Origin of the sequence: Lysobacter antibioticus (genome assembly GCF_000731095.1) — a bacterium.
Classification (GTDB): domain Bacteria; phylum Pseudomonadota; class Gammaproteobacteria; order Xanthomonadales; family Xanthomonadaceae; genus Lysobacter; species Lysobacter antibioticus_B.
In genome coordinates, this window is record NZ_JMTZ01000043.1 from 1 (window position 1) to 20,350 (window position 20,350).

Genomic DNA, 20,350 nt, shown 5'->3' on the forward strand with positions numbered 1-20,350 from the left:
ATGAAAAACGGCGCGCATCCCTGCGCGCCGCCCTCCGGGTCTTCTATGGCCTTCGCGAGTGCAGCACTGCGCACAGCAACAGCAACCGCAACCGCAAAAAACTAAAGCCACAGCCACAGCCACATAAAACTAAGTCATAGGCGTAGCGAATGCGGCGCTGGAGCTAAAGGCAAAGCAACGCTACCGCGCGAACCCTTAATCCACCGGCTTCGAACTGCGCAACAAACTGAAAGCAAAGCCCGCCACGATCAACGCCCCGGCTATCAACACCGCCCACAGCAGCCACGAGCGCCAGTCGCGCTTCGGTTCCGGCGGCACCAGGGCGGCGGGGCCGGCCAGGGCCGCGGGTCCGCCGAGGCTGGCTTCGGCCGGTTGCCAGTCTTTACCGCGGGTCTGACGCAAGGCTTCGATCAGATGCGCGAGCGGCGAGTCGGCCCGGGCAGTGCGGGCGCTGCCGGCGACCAGGGTGTACGGCGGTGCGCCCTGGGCCAGGAACACCGCGACTTCGGGGCGATAGCCCAGGCGCAGCACCGGTTCGCCGGGCACCGCGGCGTTCGCACGCAAGCGCCAGTGGCGATCGCGCACGGTCGCGGCGAGCTGGCGCGCGGCGGAGCGGTCGCCCTCGCCCTGGCCGGCGACGCGGAACGCCATCCACGGGCCGGCCTGCGGGTGCCAGCCCTGCTCGCTGTCGTCGCGGCTGTCGAGGCGCCATTCCAAGGCATGGTTGCCCGGCAGGGCAACGTCGATCTGCTGAATCGGAAAGCGCCCGTCGAGTTCGTATTCGAACGCGACGCTGCCATCCTTCTGTTCGAGGCGACGGCCTTTCAGCTCGCGCCATTGCAGCGGCGCGGCGGCGGCGTTACCGGCCAGTTCGGCCTTGACCGCGCTGATCTGCGCGGCGGCCTTGGGGTCTTGCGGGGTCAGGCGCAAATAACGCGCTTGCTCGCCGACGCTGTCGAAGACGATGCGCCGTTGCAGCAGGCGTTGGCCGCCGCGTTGCAGGTCGACCAGACGGCCGCTGCTGCTCAGGCTGCGCCATTGATCGAGATCGTCGCTGGCCTCGACGCTGTAGGCCGCATCGAGCGCGGCGCCCGGCGCCCATTCCAGTTCGAGCGCGAGGATCGGCCGGCGCAAGCGGCTGGCGTCGATCAACAAGGCGGTCTGCGGCAAGCGCGTGGTGTCGCTGGCGGTGCTGCGCGCTTCGACGCGGCGCAGGCGGCCGTCGGTCTCGACTTCGCTGATCAACTCCCAACCCTGGGTCGCCGAGTCCGACGGCGAGGCCGGCAAGGCGAACCACGGCAAGGCCACGCGCTGCGGCGCACGCGCCAGGGGCTGTTCGGGCGCGAACACCGAGGCCGGCACCGGCGTGCCGCTGCCGTCGAGCACCTCGACGTCGCGCAGCTGCGGGCTCTGCGCCTGCCGATAGACGTTCTCGTCGAGCACGACGCGATAAGCACCGCCGTCGTCGCGGCTGAGGTTCAAGGGCCATTGCCGCGCGTAGTCCTCGCGCGGGCCGGCCCAGGCCAACAACGGCACCGCGACAAGCAACCAGGCGCTGCGGCGGAACCCGGAGATCGTGCTCATGAAATCGCGCTCATGCCTGGGCCTCGTGAGTGCTGCGGTCGGGGCGGTCGGGGCGGGTATCGTCGTACGGCGGCGCCGGCGCGCCGGGCGGCGCCGGGGCGAAATAGCCGACCAGGGTGCACAGCAGGCCGTAGGCGATGAACGAAGCGATGCCGAGCAAGTTGCCGAGATGGCCGCGATCGACCAGTACCAACTTGGCCAGCACCACCGCCATCAGCACCGCGCCGGCCAGCCACAGGCCGCGCTGGCCGCGGCGCGAACCGGCGATCCAGCCGGCCACGCCGAGCACGCTCCAGACCACGGTCAGGCTGGTCTGCACCAGGCTGGTCGAGAACATCGACGACGACCACGCCACTCCGCCCCAGTAGTGCGCGCTGCGCAGCACTTCGACCGTGATCAGGACGAAACCGGCGGCGGCGAGCAAGGGCACGCGGCGGCGCTGCAGTTCAGCGCCGACCAGCGGCGACGCCAGCCACGCGCCGAACACCGTCAACACCGCCCACTGCATCAGGCCGAGCGGGTTGACCAGGGGCAGCCACATCAGCGGATGCGGATTGGCCGGGGTCGCGAGGGTGAAGCCGATCGCCAGCGCCAGCACGATCGCGAACGAGGCCATCAGCGGCGCTCGCCAAGCGGCGAAGCGTTGCGGCAAGGGCTGTGCGACCACGCCCGGGCGCCACAGGATCGCCGCGGCCATGACCAGCATCGGCAGCAACAAGGCCGCGACGGTCCAGCCGGTGCCGAGCGCGGGAATGCCGTTGCGCTCCCACAAGGTCGACACGCGCAGCAGGGTCATGCCGATCGCCAGCGCCCAGGCCCACCACCAGCCCGAATGGCCCAGGCCGAGTTCGCCGCCGGCGCGTTCGCGCAGGCCGCTCAGGTTGCGCCAACCGAGCACGGCATACAGCGCCCAGGCCAGCCAACCGAATCCGGCCAGCGGGTAGTCGTGCTGTTCGGTCTGCAGGAACAGCAACGGCAGCACCGACAACAATGCGAATACCGCAGTCAGCGACAAGGCTTTCCAGGCGTGGCGACGGAACACTTCGGCGGCGATGCAACCGCTGGCGGCGGTCAGCATCAACACCGCATCGGCGCTGTGGCGGTCGGCGACGAAGTCGGCGATCTCGCTGCCGGCCGCACCGAGCCACCAGGCCAGGCCCCACAGGTAATACGGCAAGGCCGGCACCGGGCTGTCGCTGCGGCGATGGCTCCAGGCACTGGCGAAACCGGCGATGGCGATCAGCAGGGCGCCGGCGAAACTGGCGTTGAGCACCGGCACTTCGGCATCCCAGACCGCGTCGCTGGCGCCGATGACGAAGGCAAATGCAGCGGCGCCCTGCAGCAGGAAGCCGACCAACTGCGGCAAGCGGCGTTGCTGGCGCAGGCCCAGCCAGACCATCGCCGCGCCTTCGAGCGCGAACACGCAGGCGGTGGCCTCGGCGGCGAGCGCGAGCGGAATGGCCAGGGTGGCGAAACCCGCGGCGAGCAAGGCATACGGCGTCGACAGGGCGAGGAAGCGTTCGTCGCGACGCAGCCACCAGGCCAGCGCCGCGTACAACACGCCCAAGCCCAGCGCGCAGAACGCCAGCGGCATGCGCTCGCCTTCGAGCAAACCGGCCTGCAGCGAGAACGCGACCAGCGGCGTGCCGAACACCAGGCAGCCGTCGATGAGGTCGCGACGCCCGGCCGGACGCTTGCGCGCATACAGCACCGGGATCAACAGATAGAAGGCGAAGAACAGCAGCAGGAAGGGTTCGGTGGTCGAGAAGTGCTCGGGGCGGTACTTGAGCACGCCCCACAAGGTGCCGATGCCCCAGGTGAAGACGAAGCCGAGCAGGTTGAGCACGCGCCACGGTCGCCACCAGGCGATGGCGAAGATGCCGGCATTGAGCACGGCGTAGTAACCGAACAGCGCGACGTGGTTGCCGGAACCGGTCGACAGCCAGATCGGCGCGAGGAAGCCGGCGAGGATCGCGAACACCGCCAGCGCCATCGCGTTCTGCTTCACCGCCAGCACGCCGGCGCCGGCCACCAGCACCACGCTGAGCGCGAACGCCGCGCCGGCCGGCATCAGCTGGTACAGCTTGAACGCCGCGAACACCACCAACAGCAGCACGCCGATGGCGCCGCCCTGCAGGCTCAGGGCGAAGCTGCGCTTGCGTTCGCGCTGGCGCCAACCGAACACCAGCCCGGCCATCGCCGCCAGGGCGACGCCGGCCAGGCGCAGTTCGATCGGCAGGTGCAGCCAGCCCTGGTCGGTCGCGTACTTCAACAACGCGGCGACGCCGGCGAACAACACCAGCATGCCGACCTTGACCGGCACGTTGCCTTCGGTGAACCAGCGCCGCAGCCAGCGCGCGGCGACGGTGAACACGTCCGGCGGCGGCGGTGCGGCGGGTGCGCGCGCGGCTGCGGGCGCGACGCGCGCGGCGACCGGGCGGGCGACGACGGCGTCTTGCGGTATCGGCGGCGGCACGCTCGCGGTCGGCGGCGGCGAGACCGGCGGAACGGTATGCGGTGGCGCGGTCGTGGGAGGAGCGGCCGCGGGAACGACGGGCCGCGGCGGACGGACCGCCTGCGCCGGCGGCGGCGCTTCGCGCGCGATCCGCTCGGCCAGGGTCTCGTCCTCGCGGCGGCCGGATCTCGCAGCGCTCAACGACTCGGCTTGCTGCGCCACGCGACGCTCGAGCTCGGACACGCGCGACTTCAATCCGGCGACTTGCACCAGCGCCACCACGAGCAGGATCGGCACCAGCAACAACCCCAGTGCCACTAAAACGATCAGTGCTTCCATCACCCGTCCCTGTTCCGTGCATCGTGCGCTTGGTCACGAACGTTACACCAAGCCGCAAGCCTTGAAGGACAAGGCTTCACGCATTCTATACACAGCTTGTTCACCACATATCGCGTTGACGGAATCGATAAACCACACTATGTTGTGCCCGTCGGTGCCGATCGCGAGATTGGCTCAATAGGGAAGCCGGTAAGGACGCAGCCAGCGCGGCGTCCAAAGCCGGCGCTGCCCCGCAGCGGTATGGGAAACGAACGCTACCAAGCACTGGACGCGCCTCGCGTCTGGGAAGCGGTAGCCAGTAGGAGACGCGAGTCGTCGTGTCCCGAGCCCGAAGACCTGCCGACAGCCGCGCGTTGCACACCGCGCGGTACCGGCCCAGGAGTCTTCGGGGGAAGACGGCCGGTGTCGCAGCACGATGGCTCCGCCGTCGTGCTCGTTCCGTTGCGGCGCCGCCACGCGCGCCGACGCGGGATGCGCCCGTCTCGGGCCGCGCGACACCTCGCCTGCAAGCTCCCGAGTTCCGCGCCCGCGGGGGCACGGCCGTGCCATCGACGACGCCGCTGCGCGGCCGGTCGTCGCTGGCGCGTCCGCGTTCTCCGCGCGTCGCCCTTCGCGGGAAGGTCGGCGACCCGTGCACCCACGCCCCGGAGTTACGCCATGACCACGCTCGCACCCGAATCGTCCGCCGCCTCCCCCGCCGCCGACACTGCCGCCAAACCCGCCCGCGACCCGCAAGCCGATACCGGCTTCGCGCTGACCCCGCCCGCGGCCAACCTGACCATGAGCGTGACCAAGCGCAACGGCCGCCGCGAGCCGGTCGACCTGAACAAGATCGTGCGCGCGGTGACCCGCAGCGGCGAGAACCTGTACGCCGTCGACCCGATGCGCGTGGCCACCCGCACCATCTCCGGCCTGTACGACGGCGCGACCACACGCGAGCTCGACGAACTGTCGATCCGCACCGCCGCCCTGCTGACCGCCGAAGAACCCGAATACGGCCGCCTCGCCGCGCGCCTGCTCGCCGGCGTGATCGAGAAGGAAGTCGCCGGCATCGAGATCCATGCGTTCTCGCAGTCGGTCCAGCGCGGCTTCGACCTGGGCCTGATCAACCAGCGCCTGCTCGACTTCGTCCAGGCCAATGCGCGCAAGCTCAACGACGCGATCGACCGCAACCTCGACGCCAAGTTCGACTACTTCGGCCTGCGCACCCTGTACGACCGCTACCTGCTGCGCCATCCGACCGCGCGCACCGTCATCGAGACCCCGCAGCAATTCTTCCTGCGCATCGCCTGCGCGCTGAGCGAAGACGTCGGCGACGCACTCGCCCTGTACCGGCGCATGGCCCAGCTCGACTACATCCCGAGCTCGCCGACCCTGTTCAACGCCGGCACCACCCACGAGCAGTTGTCGAGCTGCTTCCTGCTCGATTCGCCCGACGACTCGCTGGAAGCGATCTACAAGCGCTACATGGACGTGGCCAAGCTCAGCAAGTTCAGCGGCGGCATCGGCCTGAGCTACACCCGCATCCGTTCGCGCGGTTCGCTGATCCGCTCGACCAACGGCCTCAGCAACGGCATCGTGCCGTGGCTCAAGACCCTCGACGCCTCGGTCGCCGCGGTCAACCAGGGCGGCAAGCGCAAGGGCGCGGCCTGCGTCTACCTGGAGCCGTGGCACGCCGACGTCGAGGAGTTTCTCGAACTGCGCGATAACACCGGCGACGAAGCGCGCCGCACCCACAACCTCAACCTCGCCAACTGGATTCCCGACGAATTCATGCGCCGCGTCGAGGCCGACGCCGACTGGTCGCTGTTCGATCCGTCCAAGGTGCCGCAGCTGACCGACCTGTGGGGCGAAGCCTTCGACCGCGCCTATCACGCCGCCGAAGCGGCCGGCCTGGCGACCAAGAAGGTCAAGGCGCGCGACATCTACGGCCGGATGATGCGCACCCTGGCGCAGACCGGCAACGGCTGGATGAACTTCAAGGACAAGTCCAACCGCGCCTCCAACCAGACCCTGCGCGACGGCAACGTCATCCACCTGTCGAACCTGTGCACCGAAATCCTCGAGGTCACCTCGCAGGACGAGACTGCGGTGTGCAACCTGGGCTCGATCAACCTCTCGCACCACGTCGAGATGTACGAGGATGGCAAGGGCGCGTTCGATTTCGACAAACTCGCCGAGACTGTGCGCCTGGCCGTGCGCCAGCTCGACCGCGTGATCGACCTGAACTTCTACCCGATCGAGACCGCGCGCCGCGCCAACCTCAAGTGGCGCCCGGTCGGCCTGGGCTCGATGGGCCTGCAGGACGTGTTCTTCAAGCTGCGCCTGCCGTTCGACTCCGAACCCGCGCGCAAGCTCGCCCAGGAAATCGCCGAGGCGATCTACTTCCACGCCCTGTCGGCGTCGAACGAGCTGGCGATGGAACACGGCAAGCACCCGTCCTTCGCCGACACCCGCGCTTCGGTCGGCGAACTGCAGTTCGAGGCCTGGGGCGTGACCCCGTCGCAGCCCGAGCGTTGGGACGCGCTGCGCAAGCGCATCGCAGAGCACGGCCTGCGCAACTCGCTGCTGATCGCGATCGCGCCGACCGCGACCATCGCCTCGATCGCCGGCTGCTACGAGTGCATCGAGCCGCAGGTGTCGAACCTGTTCAAGCGCGAGACCTTGTCGGGCGACTTCCTGGTCGTCAACAAGTACCTGGTCGAAGAGCTCAAGAAGCTCGGCCAGTGGACCGCGGAGATGCGCGACCGCATCAAGATGGCCGAAGGTTCGATCCAGTCGGTGACCGAAGTGCCGGACGCCCTGCGCCAGGTCTATCGCACCGCCTGGGAACTGCCGATGCGCTCGCTGATCGACATGGCCGCCGAGCGCGGCGCCTATATCGACCAGAGCCAATCGCTCAACCTGTTCATCGAAAGCCCGAACATCGGCCAGCTCAGCTCGATGTACATGTACGCCTGGAAGAAGGGCCTGAAGACGACGTATTACCTGCGTTCGCGTCCGGCCACCAAGATCGCCAAGACCACGGTCAGCGCACCGGCGGTCAGCGCACCGAAGCCGGAATACACCACGGATGAGGCGATCGCCTGTTCGCTGGAGAACCCGGAATCTTGCGAGGCTTGCCAGTGAGGCAGGAATGAGTTGAGAGGAGTGAGGAGTGAGTCAAGGCGGTTTCAGTGACCTTGAGGCTCTTCGCAGGACGGTAAGCATTCGGCTGGTCTCGTCGATAAGACGTTTTATTTCGACGAGATCGGCCGGGAACAGCCAGCCCACCCGCTCGCAGATCAATACTTGGGTGTGAAGCTCCGATAGCGAACCATGTGCGATGGCCAAGAATTGCGCCTTCTCCTTCTTAGACTCCCGCGTCCAGCCTTCCGCGATATTGCTAGGTACCGACACGGCAGACCGGGTCAGTTGCAACCGAATTCCATATCGCTCCATCGCGGGGAGCTGCGTCGAAACGATGCAAACCTGTTCCGCCAGCCTCATGGACTTGTCCCAAATCGTAGTTACTTGGTAGTGCATCGGCTGCTCCCTCACAACAGAGGTTGACTCATCCGCCGCACACCTAAAATCGGAAAACCCCTTATGTCCATGTCAGCGACTTCCCCACTCACTCCTCGCTCCTCTGCACTCGAAACCAAGCTCCTCGATCCCGGTTTCGATCTCACCCTGCGGCCGATGCGCTATCCGCACTTCTACGAGATGTACCGCGATGCGATCCGCAACACCTGGACCGTCGAGGAAGTCGATTTCTCCCAGGACGTCAACGATCTCAAGCACAAGTTCGGCCCGGCCGAGCGGCATTTGATCGAACGCCTGGTCGCGTTCTTCGCCACCGGCGACAGCATCGTCTCCAACAACCTGGTGCTGAACCTGTACCAGCACATCAACGCGCCGGAAGCGCGCATGTACCTGTCGCGGCAGTTGTACGAGGAAGCGCTGCACGTGCAGTTCTACCTGACCCTGCTCGACACCTACCTGCCCGATCCGAACGAGCGCGCCAAGGCCTTCGATGCGGTCGAGAACATCCCCTCGATCCGCGCCAAGGCCGAGTTCTGCTTCCGCTGGATCGACTCGATCCAGGGCCTGCGGCGCATCGAAACCCGCGATCAGCGCCGCCAGTTCCTGCTCAACCTGATCTGCTTCGCCGGCTGCATCGAAGGCCTGTTCTTCTTCGCCGCCTTCGCCTATGTCTATTACCTGCGTTCGCGCGGCCTGCTCAACGGCCTGGCCTCGGGCACCAACTGGGTGTTCCGCGACGAGAGCTGCCACATGGCGTTCGCGTTCGAAGTCATCCGCACCGCGCGAGAGGAAGAACCCGACCTGTTCGACGCCGACCTGCGCGCGCAGGTGGTGAAGATGTTCGAGGAGGCGGTCGAATGCGAATACCAGTTCGCCCGCGACGTGCTGTCCGGCGGCGTGGTCGGCCTGTCGCTGAAGGACATGCGCCAATACCTGGAATATTGCGCCGACCAGCGCATGGCCCAGCTCGGCATGCCCAAGCATTTCGGCTCGACCAACCCCTTCGCCTTCATGGACCTGCAGGACGTGCAGGAAGTGACCAACTTCTTCGAGCGCCGCGTCTCGGCCTACCAGGTCGGCGTGCAGGGCGAAGTCGCCTTCGACGAAGCGTTTTAAAGCAGAAGCGAGAAATTGGGAGAGAGGAGTGAGTAGAGCGGCTCCGGCCCTTGACTCGCTCCTCGCTCCTCCAACTCACTCCTCACTCCTCGAAGCTCACTGCTCAAATGATCGAAGCGCGCATGACCGAGATCGTCTTCCCCGACCACACCAACCACCTGGGCACGCTGTTCGGCGGCCAGGCGCTGGCATGGATGGACAAGGCCGCCTTCATCGCCGCCTCGCGCTACGCCCGTCGCACGGTGGTCACCGCGCGTTCGGAGCAGATCGACTTCCATACCGCCGTGCCGAAGGGCGCGTTGGTCGAGCTGATCGCGCGCGTGGTCGAGACCGGCCGCACCTCGATCCAGGTCGAGGTCGAGATGCACAAAGAAGATCTGCTTTCGGGTGAATCGCAGTTGGCCACCCGCGGCCGCTTCACCATGATCGCGCTCGACAGCGACGGCAAGCCCACGCCGGTACCGCCGCTCGCGCGCTGAGGCGCGCGGCCAGGACGTTCAGGGCGCCGTGCCGGGCGTCTCCGGCTCAGGCACGATCGTGCCCGTGCAGGCGCCGCTGGGCTGCTCGCACAACACCAGCGCGCGATACGACAAGCCGGCCCAACTGCGGAGCAGGTGCATCCCCAATCGCGGTTTCTGCTGCAGCGACCAATACAAGGGCTGCGAGGTCTCGATGTAGCGCGAGCGATCTGCACCATCGACGGCCGCGCCATCAGCGGCCGCGCCCTCCGGCTCGAAGCGGAAGCTCACCGTGACGCTCGGGCCGCCGTTCTTGCTCCAATGCTGCTGCCAATGCAGGTTGACGGTCTTGCCGACCACCCACTCCTCGCGTCCCCAACGCGCGTTGTAGCGGTCCACCGACCAACCCAGCGCCATCCACATCGCCACCAGCAGCATCAACAAAGGCCCCGCCGCCAGCACGCGCCAGGGCCGCAGACTCGGCCAACGCCCCAGGCGATAAGCGCCGCCGGCCAGGCCGACGATCAGCAACAGGTTCCACGCCCGCCACAAGCCGCTGGGCTCCACCGCGACCGGCCCGCCCCCATCGACCAGGTTCACCATCGTCATGATCAGGGCGACCATAGCCGCGACCCCGATCGCGATCACGGTCATGACCTTCCATTCGGCCATCGTCACCGGGAAATCCTCGCTGACCGGATCCTTCGTGGCCGCGGCTGCTTCTTGCTTCGGCTTCGGCTTCGGCTTCGGTTTCGGTTTCGGTTTCGGTTTCGCTTCCTGCTTCGACATCTGCGCTCCATCGCCGCAAGCCGCGGCCGACATCAGCCTTACCCGGCGCGCGCCCGGAAGCAAGTTGCGGATATTTCGCCGGCACGGCGCTGCCTAGACTCGTGGCTCTCCCTCGATGGAATCACGACATGCGCCTGGACGATTACCGCACCCTGGGCCGCTCCGGCCTGCGCGTCAGCCCGCTCTGCCTCGGCACGATGACCTTCGGCAACGACTGGGGCTGGGGCAGCGACGCCGACGAAGCGCGCTGCGTGTTCGACGCCTACCTCGAACGCGGCGGCAACTTCATCGACACCGCCAACCTCTACACCGGCGGCAGTTCGGAAAGCCTGATCGGCGAATTCGCCCGCGGTCGCCGCGATGCGCTGGTGATCGCGACCAAGTTTTCGCTGTGCATGAACCCCGGCGACCCCAATGCCGGCGGCAACCACCGCAAGAACCTGCGTCAGTCGGTCGAAGCCAGTCTGCGCCGGCTCGGCAGCGACTACATCGACCTGTTGTATCTGCACGCCTGGGATGCGACCACGCCGGCCGAGGAAGTGATGCGCGGCTTCGACGATCTGGTCCGCGCCGGCAAGGTCTTGTATGCGGGCGTGTCGGACCTTCCGGCCTGGCAGGCCGCGCGCATGCAGACCCTGGCCGAACTGCGCGGTTGGTCGCCGCTGATCGCCTTGCAGACCGAGTACAGCCTGGCCCAGCGCGACAGCGAGCGCGAACTGCTGCCGATGGCGGCCGAACTCGGGCTCGGCGTCACCGCCTGGTCGCCGCTGGCCTCGGGCGTATTGACCGGCAAGTACACGCAGGCCGACCTCGATGCCGGCAGCGCCGAAGGCCGCCGCGCGGTGGCGATCGGCAACGGCGCCCTGACCGAACGCGCCCTCGTCATCGCCGAGACGGTCAAGGCGGTCGCGGCCGAACTCGAACGGCCGCCGGCGCAGATCGCCCTGGCCTGGTTGCTGCGCCGGCCCGGCGCGGTGGCGCCGGTGATCGGCGCACGCACCCTGGCGCAGTTGCAGGAGAACCTCGGCGCGCTCGACATCGAATTCGACGAGGCGCAACAGCGTCGGCTCGACGACGCCAGCGCGATCCAGTTCGGCTTCCCGCACGATTTCCTCGCTCTGCCCGGCATCCGCCAGGTGATGTTCGGCGGCGCGCGGATCGAACGCCGCTGGTGAGCGCCCGGCGGGGTCGAGCTCGCGCGGCGCGCACGACGGCTATTCGGCGCTCTTGTTGGAACGCTTCTTCGACGCGCCCGCCGTGGCCGGCGCGTCGGCATCGGCGCCTGCATCGTCCGGCAGCGGCAGGCGCCGCAGGTCGCGGGCGTACAGATCGGCCGGGCTGTCGGAGGGGCAGGTCTCGTCCGGGAAGCCGAACTGTTCCTGCAAGGCTTTTGCGCATTCCGGCATGGAGGCGAAGTTTTTGCCGGTGGCCATGCACTGCGCGTCGAAATCGCGGCGGAAGGCTTCGCGGCGGCGGACGAAGTCCTCGCCGCACTTGCGGGTCAGACGGATGCGGTCGAGGTCGTCCTGGGCGGCGTTGGTGCCGTCGAGGCCGAACTGCTTGAGCTCGTCCACCGTCAACACGCGCAGATCGCGGTTGGCGATCGTCATCATCAGGTCGGCGACGCCGGTGGCGACGCCGTTGCGTTCCAGATAATCGCGCACCTGCTGGTTGATCGCCTTGAGTTCGCGGCTGAGTTCGGCGCGCGAGGTCGCGGTCGAGCGGTCGCGCATCAGCCGGTGGATGCCGACCTTGCCTTCGATCGAGCGGGTGTCGCCGGCGGCCAGCACCAAGACGCAGGCGCTGTGGCAGACCGAATCCTCGCGCACCCAGATCGCCCAGCCCGATTCGGCGATCGAGTCGCCGGCGCGGATCGCTTCCTCGACGTGGCCGCCGCTGGAGTCGATGTCGAGGATGCGGGTCTGGATTTCCATGCGCGTGGCCATGGCGGCGACGCGCTGCACCAGCGCGGTGAAGCCGGCGCCGATCTTGCCCTGGTAATGCAGGCGCACCACGCCGCTGGCCTGGCACGGCGACAAGGCGTCGACCAGGCTGAAGAAGTCCAGCGCGGTCAGCGGTTTTCCGTCGCCGAAACGCGGGTAGTCGTATTCGCAGCTGATCTTGGCCACGCCGCCGTCGAGCTTGGCCGGCGGCCAGTAGGTGCCTTGCAGGATGTCGGTCTCGCTCGACGCGTCCGCGGCGGCGACCTTGGGCGACTCGTTCTGGCTGCCCATGGTGACCGGCTCGGACCGGGCCGGCGGCGGCGCGGCGGAATCCCTCCCGCAAGCCGCCAGTCCGAGCAGGCACAAGGTCAGCGCAAACGTCCTTCTGAAAAGCATGTTCCACCCATCGGAGTCGGGATCGCGCGGGCCGTCCTGGACCCGCGCCGCGCATCGTCGCCACAGCACGAACGTTAGCCCCAGGGCCCGCCAAGCTCAACGGCAGGAGGTCATGGCGTTCGCGCCCGTCAGCGTGCCGACATCATCGTCGGCGGCGCATGAACGGCAGCCGGGGAAACCCCGGCCGCGGCGCCGTCGCCGGCTGCGGCCACAAATCGCAAACCGGGTCCACGCATCGCGATCGCGGCGATTGACTTCGCCGGTCGCGCTGCGTAGCTTGGCGGCGTGATGGTGAACATCGCTTCATGCAGATGAAGCGATGTGACAAATCGCCACCGGTTCGCACCGGCGGCGGTTAGAGGGAATCCGGTGCGGACGCCACGTCCAATTCCGGAGCTGCCCCGCAGCGGTATAGGGAACGAACTTCGTCAGGCACTGGGAGCGATCCCGGGAAGCGACGGACAGTAGGAGGCGCCTCGTGCTCCATGCCCCAAGCCCGAAGACCTGCCATGACCGGAAGGCTCGCCTTCCGTCCGACTCCGGCCCGCAAGGCGTCGGCGCTGCGTCCGGGCCCGTCCCGGCGCGGGCCGCGTCGTGCGCGCCGGTTCGCCCGCGGGGGCGAAGGTCGACACCAAGGGTTGTGGCGAAGCCGGGCGCGCGAGCGTCGGGCCGGCGCAGCCGTGGTCTCCTTCGTTGCCCTGCGCCATGCCCACGCATCGCAGGTAATCATCATGATCAGCGTCACCCATCTCGGCTTCCCGCGCATAGGCGCGCGGCGCGAGCTCAAGCTGGCCCTCGAATCGTTCTGGAAAGGCGACACGCCGGCCCAGGCGCTGCACGACACCGCCCACGGCCTGCGCGAACGCCATTGGCAACTGGCGCGGCAGGCCGGCGCCGACGTCGTGCCGTGCAACGATTTCTCCCTCTACGACCACGTCCTCGATACCGCCGTTCTGTTCGACGCGGTCCCCGCGCCGTACCGCGAGGTCTACGACGAAAACCCGCTGACCGGCTACTTCGCCCTCGCCCGCGGCCTGCAGGACGGCCGTCGCGACCTGCACGCGCTCGAGATGACCAAGTGGTTCGACACCAACTACCACTATCTGGTGCCACAGTTCGAGCGCGACCAACGCTTCGTCCTGCGCGGCGACAAGCCGCTGGCGGAACTGGCCCAGGCGCGCGAGCTCGGCATCCAGGCGCGACCGGTGCTGCTCGGCCCGGTGTCCTTCCTCAAGCTCGGCAAGCGCAGCGACGGCGGCGACCCGCGCGAGCTGCTCGATGCCCTGCTGCCGGCCTATGCCGAACTGCTCGGCAAGCTCAAGGCGGCGGGCGCCGACTGGGTCCAGCTCGATGAGCCGGCCCTGGTGCTCGACCTCGACGACGACGATCGCGACGCCTATCGCCGCGCTTATGCGGCCCTGGCCGAAGCCGACGCGCCGCAACGCTTGCTGACGACTTACTTCGGCGGCCTCGGCGACAACGCAGCCCTCGCCGCCCGCCTGCCGGTGCAAGGCCTGCACGTCGACCTGGTGCGCGCGCCGCAGCAGTTGGAAAGCGTGCTGCCGCTGTTGCCGGACGACCGCGTCCTCAGCCTCGGCGTGGTCGACGGCCGCAACATCTGGCGCGCCGATCTCGACGCCGCGCTGAGCCTGGCCCGCCGCGCCGGCGATCGCGCGCAATGGCTGGCGCCGTCGTGCTCGCTGTTGCACGTGCCGACCGACCTGGAACTGGAACGCAAGCTGCCCGCACCGCTGCGTCACTGGATGGCCTATGCGCGGCAGAAGATCGAGGAACTGCGCCTGCTCGCCGATGCCCTCACCGGCAGCGCCGACGCCAACCGCGACCTCGCCACCGCCGCCAGCGCGCGCGCTGCGCGCCTGGCCTCGCCGTTGCTGCGCAATGCCGAGGTGCGCAAGCGCCTGGCCGCGGTCGAACCGGCGATGACCCGGCGCGCCTCGCCCTACCCGCAACGCGCGAAGGTGCAGGCGCAGCGCCTCGGCCTGCCGCTGTTCCCGACCACCACCATCGGCTCGTTCCCGCAGACCGCCGAAGTGCGGCGCGCGCGCGCCGAGCACAAGGCCGGCAAGATCGACGACGCGGCCTACCGGACCTTCCTGGAGAACGAGACCAAGCTGTGCCTGCGCGAGCAGGAAGCGCTGGGCATCGACGTGCTGGTGCACGGCGAGTTCGAACGCAACGACATGGTCGAGTACTTCGGCGAGCAGCTCGACGGTTTCGCCTTCACCGCCCACGGCTGGGTGCAGAGCTACGGCTCGCGTTGCGTCAAGCCGCCGGTGCTGTTCGGCGACGTGGTCCGGCCGCAGGCGATGACCGTCGACTGGACCCGTTACGCGCAGGCGCAAACCCAGCGGCCGGTCAAAGGCATGCTGACCGGACCGGTGACGATCCTGCAGTGGTCCTTCGTCCGCGACGACCAACCGCGCGCCGACAGTTGCCGCCAGATCGCCCTGGCCCTGCGCCAGGAAGTGCTGGACCTGGAAGCGGCCGGCATCGCCATCGTCCAGATCGACGAACCGGCCCTGCGCGAAGGCCTGCCGCTGCGCCGCGCCGACTGGCCGGCCTACCTGGCCTGGGCCGGGGAAAGCTTCCGCCTCGCCGCCAGCGGCGTCGGCGACGCGACCCAGATCCACACACACATGTGCTACGCCGAGTTCAACGACATCATCGAGGCGGTGGCCGCGCTCGACGCCGACGTGATCTCGATCGAGACCTCACGTTCGCGCATGGAGCTGCTGGACGCATTCGTACGTTATCGCTATCCGAACGGCATCGGCCCGGGCGTCTACGACATCCACTCGCCGCGCGTGCCCAGCGAGACCGAGATGCGCGACTTGCTCGACAAGGCGCTCGACGTGCTCGACCCGGCGCAGTTGTGGGTCAACCCGGACTGCGGTCTGAAGACCCGCGGTTGGCCGGAAGTGCGCTCGGCCCTGCGGGCGATGGTGCAGTCGGCGCGCGGCCTGCGCGAGCAGGTCGCCGCCGAAGTCGACTGAGCATGGCCGACTGAACGGAACCGTCGGCGGCGCGATCGCGCCGCCGACGATGCCCCTTCCGAACTACGGAAGGGGCGCTTGCCTTACATCACGTCGTAGGCCAGCACGTTCCACTGCTCCGGCTGGCCGGAGCTTTCCACCGAGCGCACGATCGCGCCGACGTCGGCGCCGGACACGCTGAACGGTGCGACTTCGTAATCCAGATCCTGGATTTGCAGACTACCTTCCATAGAGTTGCTCCTGATTCGCCGGCCTGATGGCATCCCGCGGCGCGCCGGCGACGCCGCGCAGATTCATTGCAGCGTCTGCAGCACCTTGCTCGCATGGTCGCGGACCATCGCGCAATCGTCGGCGTACAGGCGCTCGAGCGCGCCGCGATAAGCGTCGCTATCCTCGCGCAGGCCGTCCAGGCACATCAGGCGCATGCGCGGCGGCAGCACCGTCGAGTCGACCACGTCGGCGAACAGCGGCGTGAGTTCGTCGCCGCCGACCAGCACCGCCATTTCCGCCAGCATCGACAAGCGGCTGTGGATGCTCGCCGAGGTGTAGCTGAGGATGCGCGCGCGCTCTTCCCCGAATTCCTGTTCGAACACGAAGTTGTACTGGCATTTGGCGATCTGGCTTTGATTGTTGAACAGCACGTTCAACGAGATCGACAACTCGTCCGGCGGCGCCTGCCGGTGCACGTCGCGGTGGGCGCGGTAGAGCATGATCTTGCCCTTGGGCAGGGTCGTGACCTCCGAATCCAGGATGCGCGCGCTGTCGCCGATGGCGCCGGTCAGTTCGCTCGGGTCGATCTCGGCGATGTGGGTGCGATAGCCCGAGCCGAAATAACCGACGGTGAGGAAATGGAAGTTGTGGTCGTGGGCGGTGTCGTACGAGTACGCGCGCTCCTCGTTCTTGCGCAGGGCGCCGGTCTGCTTCAGCGGCGACCACACGTTGGCGCGGATCATCACGTGCTTGCGCCGCGCGATCACGTAGCACTGCGGAGCGACGAACGGCGGCGGCTCGCCGTCGAGGATCGAGCGCAGCGACCGCGCCATGGTGCGCGCGACCAGGGCCGGGTCGTTGGCGTAGGCGGCGAGCACCGGCGCGGCTTCGGCGATGCTGTCCGGGTCGAGCGTATCGACCCGGCTGAAGATGAAATCGAACAGCTCTTCTTCGCTGGCCACCGTGGTCGCGGTGGCATTCAAGGTATAAGCCATGGCGGTGTCCTCAAGCGGTCAGGCGGTCGGGGCCAGGGCGGCGAGCGAACGCGTCGCGGCCCGGCGGATGTCGTCGTGCTCGTCGTCGACGGCATCGTGCAAACGCTCCAGCGCGGCCTGCGGATCGACCTTGCCGAGCAGTTGAATGGCCGACCAGCGCACGAAATGGCGCGGGTGCCGGCTCAGTTCGAGCAAGGCCTGCGGCGCCTGCTCCGCGTCGATAGTGGCCAGGGTCTGGCCGATGCAGACCAGTTCGGAGTCGCTCAGGCGCGCGGAAATGCAGCTGTCGGCACGCAGCGTCTCGGGATCGAAGCGCCATTGCAGATCGACCGCGCTTTGCGAGAGCAACAACACCACGATGGTCGGTTGCCGAACGTCGACCTTGAACGCGGCATCGTCCACGCCCAGCGCCACGGCCTCGCCGTTGGCCAGTTCGATGCGGCGGTTGAGCTGCACGCTCTGCTCGCGTTCGAAGTAGGCGTTGCGGAAGCTCTCGCCGGTGGCGTAGGTGCTCAGCTCGATGGCGCCGGCGGCGACGCCGATGCAGGCGTACTGCGACAGGGTGAAGATGCCGCTGGACGAGCTGAAGTAGCGCGACAGGTGCAACGACCAGCCCTCGCCCGACATCAGGAACACGCCGTGCCGGCTCCACAGGCCGCCGCGGTTCCAGTTTTCCCACAACAACGCCTGTTCGCCGTCGCCGAGCAGATCGGACAGCTCCTGGCGCAAGCGCGCGGCGATGGCGCCCGATTGCAGCAGGGTCTGCAGGTCCGCCTGCATATCGACGATGCCGGCGATGCCGCGCTCGCCGACGCGCCGGTCGACGGCATGCTTGAAGCGCGCGAATCTGGAATCGGCTAAAGAGCGCGATTGTGCATCCATGCATCCTTCCTTGAGTTGTGAGTTCGATCCAGCGAAACCTTCCGCGTCCTGCGGCCGCCGTCGCCCATCTATTCGGAAGGGCCACGGCCTGGCGACGATCGCGCGTCGCGGAGGATCGTGGTCCAACCGCTCCCCGGACCACGTGTTGCGATCCTAGCGACAAGCCGTCGCAAACGCAGCGATGCACAGGGCGACGCCGGTCACAACTCGATCGATGCGGCGGCCGCCGCGATCCAACGCGCCGTCGCTACGTAATTGCGCCTTCACTCCGGCCACCTAACGCCAGCAATCTACGAACCCGTCCACCTCGCCCGCACCACGCAACCTCCGAATCAGCCCCCCTTTGCCAAAGGGGGGCAAGGGAGGATTTGCTTTGCCGTTAGAACGCAGCCATACACGCCAAAGATCAGGACGCCGCTGAATCAGAAGGACTCCAGCCCTCGTCGCTACGACATGCCCCCATCGCCTCCACAAACCCCGCGCAACAAAAAAGCCCCGCAATCGCGGGGCTTTTCGTCGATCGGGAAAACCGCCTCTTACTTGCCGGCGACGACCTTGACCATTTCCAGGCACTTGTTCGAGTAGCCCCATTCGTTGTCGTACCAGCTCACCAGCTTGACGAAGGTACCGTCCAGCGCGATGCCGGCTTCGGCGTCGAAGATCGAGGTGCGCGCGTCGCCGCGGAAGTCGGTCGCCACGACCTTGTCTTCGGTGTAGCCCAGCACGCCCTTCAGCGCGCCTTCGCTCTGCGCCTTCATTTCCGCGCAGATCTCGGCATAGGTCGCTTCCTTGACCAGTTCGACGGTCAGGTCGACCACCGACACGTCCGAGGTCGGCACGCGGAACGACATGCCGGTGAGCTTCTTGTTGAGCTCCGGGATCACCACGCCGACGGCCTTGGCCGCGCCGGTGCTCGACGGAATGATGTTCTCCAGGATGCCGCGGCCGCCGCGCCAGTCCTTGTTGCTCGGGCCGTCGACGGTCTTCTGGGTCGCGGTGGCGGCGTGCACGGTGGTCATCAGGCCACGCTTGATGCCCCACTTGTCGTTGATCACCTTGGCCAGCGGCGCCAGGCAGTTGGTGGTGCACGAGGCGTTGGAGACAATCGTCTCGCCCTTGTAGGTCTTGTCGTTGACGCCATAGACGAACATCGGCGTGTCGTCCTTCGACGGCGCCGACAGCACGACCTTCTTCGCGCCGGCATCGAGATGCTTCTGCGCGGTGACCTTGTCGAGGAACAGGCCGGTCGATTCGATCACGACTTCGGCGCCGACCTCGTCCCACTTGAGATTGGCCGGGTCGCGTTCCTGGGTCAGGCGGATCTTCTTGCCGTTGACGATCAGGGTGTTGCCTTCGACCTTGACCTCGCCCTTGAAGCGGCCGTGGACCGAGTCGTACTGCAGCATGTAGGCCAGGTAGTCGGGCTCGAGCAGATCGTTGATGGCGACGATTTCGATGTCGTTGCCGAAATTCTGCACGGCCGCGCGCAGGACGTTGCGTCCGATGCGGCCGAAGCCGTTGATGCCTACCTTGATCGTCATTGAGGTAACTCCTGCAGCCGCCCGGGCGGGTCAAGTGGGGAAACCCCCATTCTAGCAAGGCGGCGCCTGGGTCGCAGTCCGGCCCCATGGACGGCTCATCGACGGGCCATCGACGGCTTATGGCGGCCCGTGACCGCATCCACAGCGGCTTTAGGGCCCTTTCTGCGGCACATAGCAACAAGAATGGAACGCAGGTCTAGGTTTACCGTTCTCCGGCGTATTTAGAGTGCGGTGCGGACAGACTCCTGTTCAGCAAACCTGCAAAATCGGTCTCTTCACGACCTCACAGGGGACTCAAGGAATGAATCAGCGACTGATCGGCGGCGTCCTCGCCGCCACCCTGGCTTGCGCGGCCCAGCCCGCCCTTGCCCAGCAGACCGGCAACTTCACCCTGGGTATCGGCGCTCACCAGGTCAATCCGAAGTCCGACAACGGCAGCGTGCTAGGCGGAGCGGCCGAGCTGGAAATCGGCGACAACGTCCAGCCCACGATCACCTTCGAGTACTTCATCCGCGACAACCTCGGCATCGAGGTGCTGGCGGCCACGCCGTTCAAGCACGACATCGATATCAAGGGCGTCGGCAAGGTCGGCACGACCAAGCACCTGCCGCCGACGTTCTCGCTGCAGTACCACTGGAACAGCCGCGGCGTGGTCTCGCCCTTCGTCGGCCTGGGCGTCAACTACACGACCTTCTTCAGCGAGAAGACCACCGGCGCATTGCGCGGCACCCGCCTCAAGCTCGACGACTCGGTCGGCGTGGCGGCCCATGTCGGCGTCGACTTCATCCTGACCGAGCGCAGCTCGATCCGCGTGGATGCGCGCTGGATGGACATCCAGACCGACGTCGAGCTGAACGACCAGAAGATCGGCAAGGCCACCATCGACCCGACCGTGTTCGGTCTGGCCTACGTGATGAAGTTCTAAGCGGACGATCCGCATCGGCGATCGCGGCGGGCCGCGATCGCCTCACGGCCGATCCTGCGATTGTTGCCACACTCGTGCGGCACGGCCATCCGCCAAGCGAATGCGGACCGCACCGCCGTTTGCGCGTCCCGGTTTCGGCCGACCGCGCCGCCAGGTTCGGACAGCGGAGTCGGTGCGC

General features: G+C 67.4%; 16 protein-coding genes and 2 riboswitches. Of the genes, 6 read left to right on the forward strand and 10 right to left on the reverse strand.

Features of this window, described 5'->3' with window-relative positions:
• Positions 1 to 195: 195 nt before the first annotated feature.
• On the reverse strand, positions 196 to 1,584 hold the full coding sequence (locus EX88_RS0113910; protein ID WP_051885107.1) for a DUF3999 domain-containing protein: 1,389 nt from the start codon (positions 1,582 to 1,584) through the stop codon (positions 196 to 198).
• A gap of 10 nt (positions 1,585 to 1,594) precedes the next feature.
• Entirely contained in the window at positions 1,595 to 4,378 is a 2,784-nt protein-coding gene (locus EX88_RS0113915) for a DUF2339 domain-containing protein (protein ID WP_051885108.1), read from the reverse strand.
• A gap of 135 nt (positions 4,379 to 4,513) precedes the next feature.
• A riboswitch (cobalamin riboswitch) is annotated at positions 4,514 to 4,736 on the forward strand.
• 299 nt (positions 4,737 to 5,035) lie between these two features.
• Between EX88_RS0113915 and EX88_RS0113920 the strand changes: the two genes are divergently transcribed.
• On the forward strand, positions 5,036 to 7,507 hold the full coding sequence (locus tag EX88_RS0113920; protein WP_081930980.1) for a ribonucleoside-diphosphate reductase subunit alpha: 2,472 nt from the start codon (positions 5,036 to 5,038) through the stop codon (positions 7,505 to 7,507).
• Between the two features lie 33 nt (positions 7,508 to 7,540).
• On the opposite strand, the gene EX88_RS0113925 is transcribed toward EX88_RS0113920, so the two are convergent.
• On the reverse strand, positions 7,541 to 7,903 hold the full coding sequence (locus tag EX88_RS0113925) for a four helix bundle protein (protein WP_031372597.1): 363 nt from the start codon (positions 7,901 to 7,903) through the stop codon (positions 7,541 to 7,543).
• 69 nt (positions 7,904 to 7,972) lie between these two features.
• On the opposite strand from EX88_RS0113925, the gene EX88_RS0113930 reads away from it, so the two are divergent.
• On the forward strand, positions 7,973 to 9,019 hold the full coding sequence (locus EX88_RS0113930; RefSeq protein WP_031372598.1) for a ribonucleotide-diphosphate reductase subunit beta: 1,047 nt from the start codon (positions 7,973 to 7,975) through the stop codon (positions 9,017 to 9,019).
• A gap of 107 nt (positions 9,020 to 9,126) precedes the next feature.
• Positions 9,127 to 9,498, forward strand: a complete 372-nt coding sequence (locus EX88_RS0113935) for an acyl-CoA thioesterase (protein ID WP_031372599.1) — start codon at positions 9,127 to 9,129, stop codon at positions 9,496 to 9,498.
• A gap of 18 nt (positions 9,499 to 9,516) precedes the next feature.
• Here the strand turns inward: EX88_RS0113935 and EX88_RS0113940 are convergent, their stop codons facing one another.
• Positions 9,517 to 10,155 carry a hypothetical protein gene (locus tag EX88_RS0113940; RefSeq protein WP_152566267.1) on the reverse strand — a complete coding sequence of 213 codons (639 nt, stop codon included), beginning with the start codon at positions 10,153 to 10,155 and terminating at the stop codon, positions 9,517 to 9,519.
• A 239-nt stretch (positions 10,156 to 10,394) separates the two neighbouring features.
• On the opposite strand from EX88_RS0113940, the gene EX88_RS0113945 reads away from it, so the two are divergent.
• Positions 10,395 to 11,441, forward strand: a complete 1,047-nt coding sequence (locus EX88_RS0113945) for an aldo/keto reductase (RefSeq protein WP_031372601.1) — start codon at positions 10,395 to 10,397, stop codon at positions 11,439 to 11,441.
• Between the two features lie 39 nt (positions 11,442 to 11,480).
• On the opposite strand, the gene EX88_RS0113950 is transcribed toward EX88_RS0113945, so the two are convergent.
• On the reverse strand, positions 11,481 to 12,500 hold the full coding sequence (locus tag EX88_RS0113950) for a hypothetical protein (RefSeq protein ID WP_223620257.1): 1,020 nt from the start codon (positions 12,498 to 12,500) through the stop codon (positions 11,481 to 11,483).
• A 233-nt stretch (positions 12,501 to 12,733) separates the two neighbouring features.
• The gene (locus tag EX88_RS26550; RefSeq protein WP_161786127.1) at positions 12,734 to 12,904 is read right to left on the reverse strand and encodes a hypothetical protein; all 171 of its coding nucleotides are present in this window, start codon (positions 12,902 to 12,904) and stop codon (positions 12,734 to 12,736) included.
• 20 nt (positions 12,905 to 12,924) lie between these two features.
• Positions 12,925 to 13,131, forward strand: a riboswitch (cobalamin riboswitch).
• A 205-nt stretch (positions 13,132 to 13,336) separates the two neighbouring features.
• Between EX88_RS26550 and metE the strand changes: the two genes are divergently transcribed.
• Positions 13,337 to 15,619 carry a 5-methyltetrahydropteroyltriglutamate--homocysteine S-methyltransferase gene (metE, locus tag EX88_RS0113955; protein ID WP_031372603.1) on the forward strand — a complete coding sequence of 761 codons (2,283 nt, stop codon included), beginning with the start codon at positions 13,337 to 13,339 and terminating at the stop codon, positions 15,617 to 15,619.
• Positions 15,620 to 15,702: 83 nt separating this feature from the next.
• Here the strand turns inward: metE and EX88_RS26555 are convergent, their stop codons facing one another.
• The 4 genes from EX88_RS26555 to gap form a co-directional block, all read right to left on the reverse strand.
• Positions 15,703 to 15,849 (reverse strand): hypothetical protein, encoded by a 147-nt coding sequence (locus EX88_RS26555; RefSeq protein ID WP_161786128.1) that lies wholly within the window; start codon positions 15,847 to 15,849, stop codon positions 15,703 to 15,705.
• Between the two features lie 63 nt (positions 15,850 to 15,912).
• Positions 15,913 to 16,824, reverse strand: coding sequence for a hypothetical protein (locus EX88_RS24595; protein ID WP_051885109.1), 912 nt, complete (start codon positions 16,822 to 16,824; stop codon positions 15,913 to 15,915).
• Positions 16,825 to 16,842: 18 nt separating this feature from the next.
• Positions 16,843 to 17,706 carry a HEAT repeat domain-containing protein gene (locus EX88_RS0113970; RefSeq protein WP_031372605.1) on the reverse strand — a complete coding sequence of 288 codons (864 nt, stop codon included), beginning with the start codon at positions 17,704 to 17,706 and terminating at the stop codon, positions 16,843 to 16,845.
• Positions 17,707 to 18,242: 536 nt separating this feature from the next.
• Positions 18,243 to 19,247 (reverse strand): type I glyceraldehyde-3-phosphate dehydrogenase, encoded by a 1,005-nt coding sequence (gene gap / locus EX88_RS0113975; protein ID WP_031372606.1) that lies wholly within the window; start codon positions 19,245 to 19,247, stop codon positions 18,243 to 18,245.
• Positions 19,248 to 19,548: 301 nt separating this feature from the next.
• On the opposite strand from gap, the gene EX88_RS0113980 reads away from it, so the two are divergent.
• The gene (locus EX88_RS0113980) at positions 19,549 to 20,172 is read left to right on the forward strand and encodes an OmpW/AlkL family protein (RefSeq protein WP_031372607.1); all 624 of its coding nucleotides are present in this window, start codon (positions 19,549 to 19,551) and stop codon (positions 20,170 to 20,172) included.
• The last annotated feature ends 178 nt before the right edge of the window (positions 20,173 to 20,350 follow it).

Bases quoted from the DNA above. Each gene is read 5' to 3' on its own strand.
- EX88_RS0113925 (WP_031372597.1), bottom strand. From the start codon at position 7,903: ATGCACTACCAAGTAACTACGATTTGGGACAAGTCCATGAGGCTGGCG.
- metE (WP_031372603.1), top strand. From the start codon at position 13,337: ATGATCAGCGTCACCCATCTCGGCTTCCCGCGCATAGGCGCGCGGCGC.
- EX88_RS0113935 (WP_031372599.1), top strand. From the start codon at position 9,127: ATGATCGAAGCGCGCATGACCGAGATCGTCTTCCCCGACCACACCAAC.
- EX88_RS0113910 (WP_051885107.1), bottom strand. From the start codon at position 1,584: ATGAGCACGATCTCCGGGTTCCGCCGCAGCGCCTGGTTGCTTGTCGCG.
- EX88_RS26555 (WP_161786128.1), bottom strand. From the start codon at position 15,849: ATGGAAGGTAGTCTGCAAATCCAGGATCTGGATTACGAAGTCGCACCG.
- EX88_RS0113950 (WP_223620257.1), bottom strand. From the start codon at position 12,500: ATGGGCAGCCAGAACGAGTCGCCCAAGGTCGCCGCCGCGGACGCGTCG.
- EX88_RS0113920 (WP_081930980.1), top strand. From the start codon at position 5,036: ATGACCACGCTCGCACCCGAATCGTCCGCCGCCTCCCCCGCCGCCGAC.
- EX88_RS0113915 (WP_051885108.1), bottom strand. From the start codon at position 4,378: ATGGAAGCACTGATCGTTTTAGTGGCACTGGGGTTGTTGCTGGTGCCG.
- EX88_RS26550 (WP_161786127.1), bottom strand. From the start codon at position 12,904: ATGTTCACCATCACGCCGCCAAGCTACGCAGCGCGACCGGCGAAGTCA.
- EX88_RS0113930 (WP_031372598.1), top strand. From the start codon at position 7,973: ATGTCAGCGACTTCCCCACTCACTCCTCGCTCCTCTGCACTCGAAACC.
- EX88_RS0113980 (WP_031372607.1), top strand. From the start codon at position 19,549: ATGAATCAGCGACTGATCGGCGGCGTCCTCGCCGCCACCCTGGCTTGC.
- EX88_RS24595 (WP_051885109.1), bottom strand. From the start codon at position 16,824: ATGGCTTATACCTTGAATGCCACCGCGACCACGGTGGCCAGCGAAGAA.
- gap (WP_031372606.1), bottom strand. From the start codon at position 19,247: ATGACGATCAAGGTAGGCATCAACGGCTTCGGCCGCATCGGACGCAAC.
- EX88_RS0113945 (WP_031372601.1), top strand. From the start codon at position 10,395: ATGCGCCTGGACGATTACCGCACCCTGGGCCGCTCCGGCCTGCGCGTC.
- EX88_RS0113970 (WP_031372605.1), bottom strand. From the start codon at position 17,706: ATGGATGCACAATCGCGCTCTTTAGCCGATTCCAGATTCGCGCGCTTC.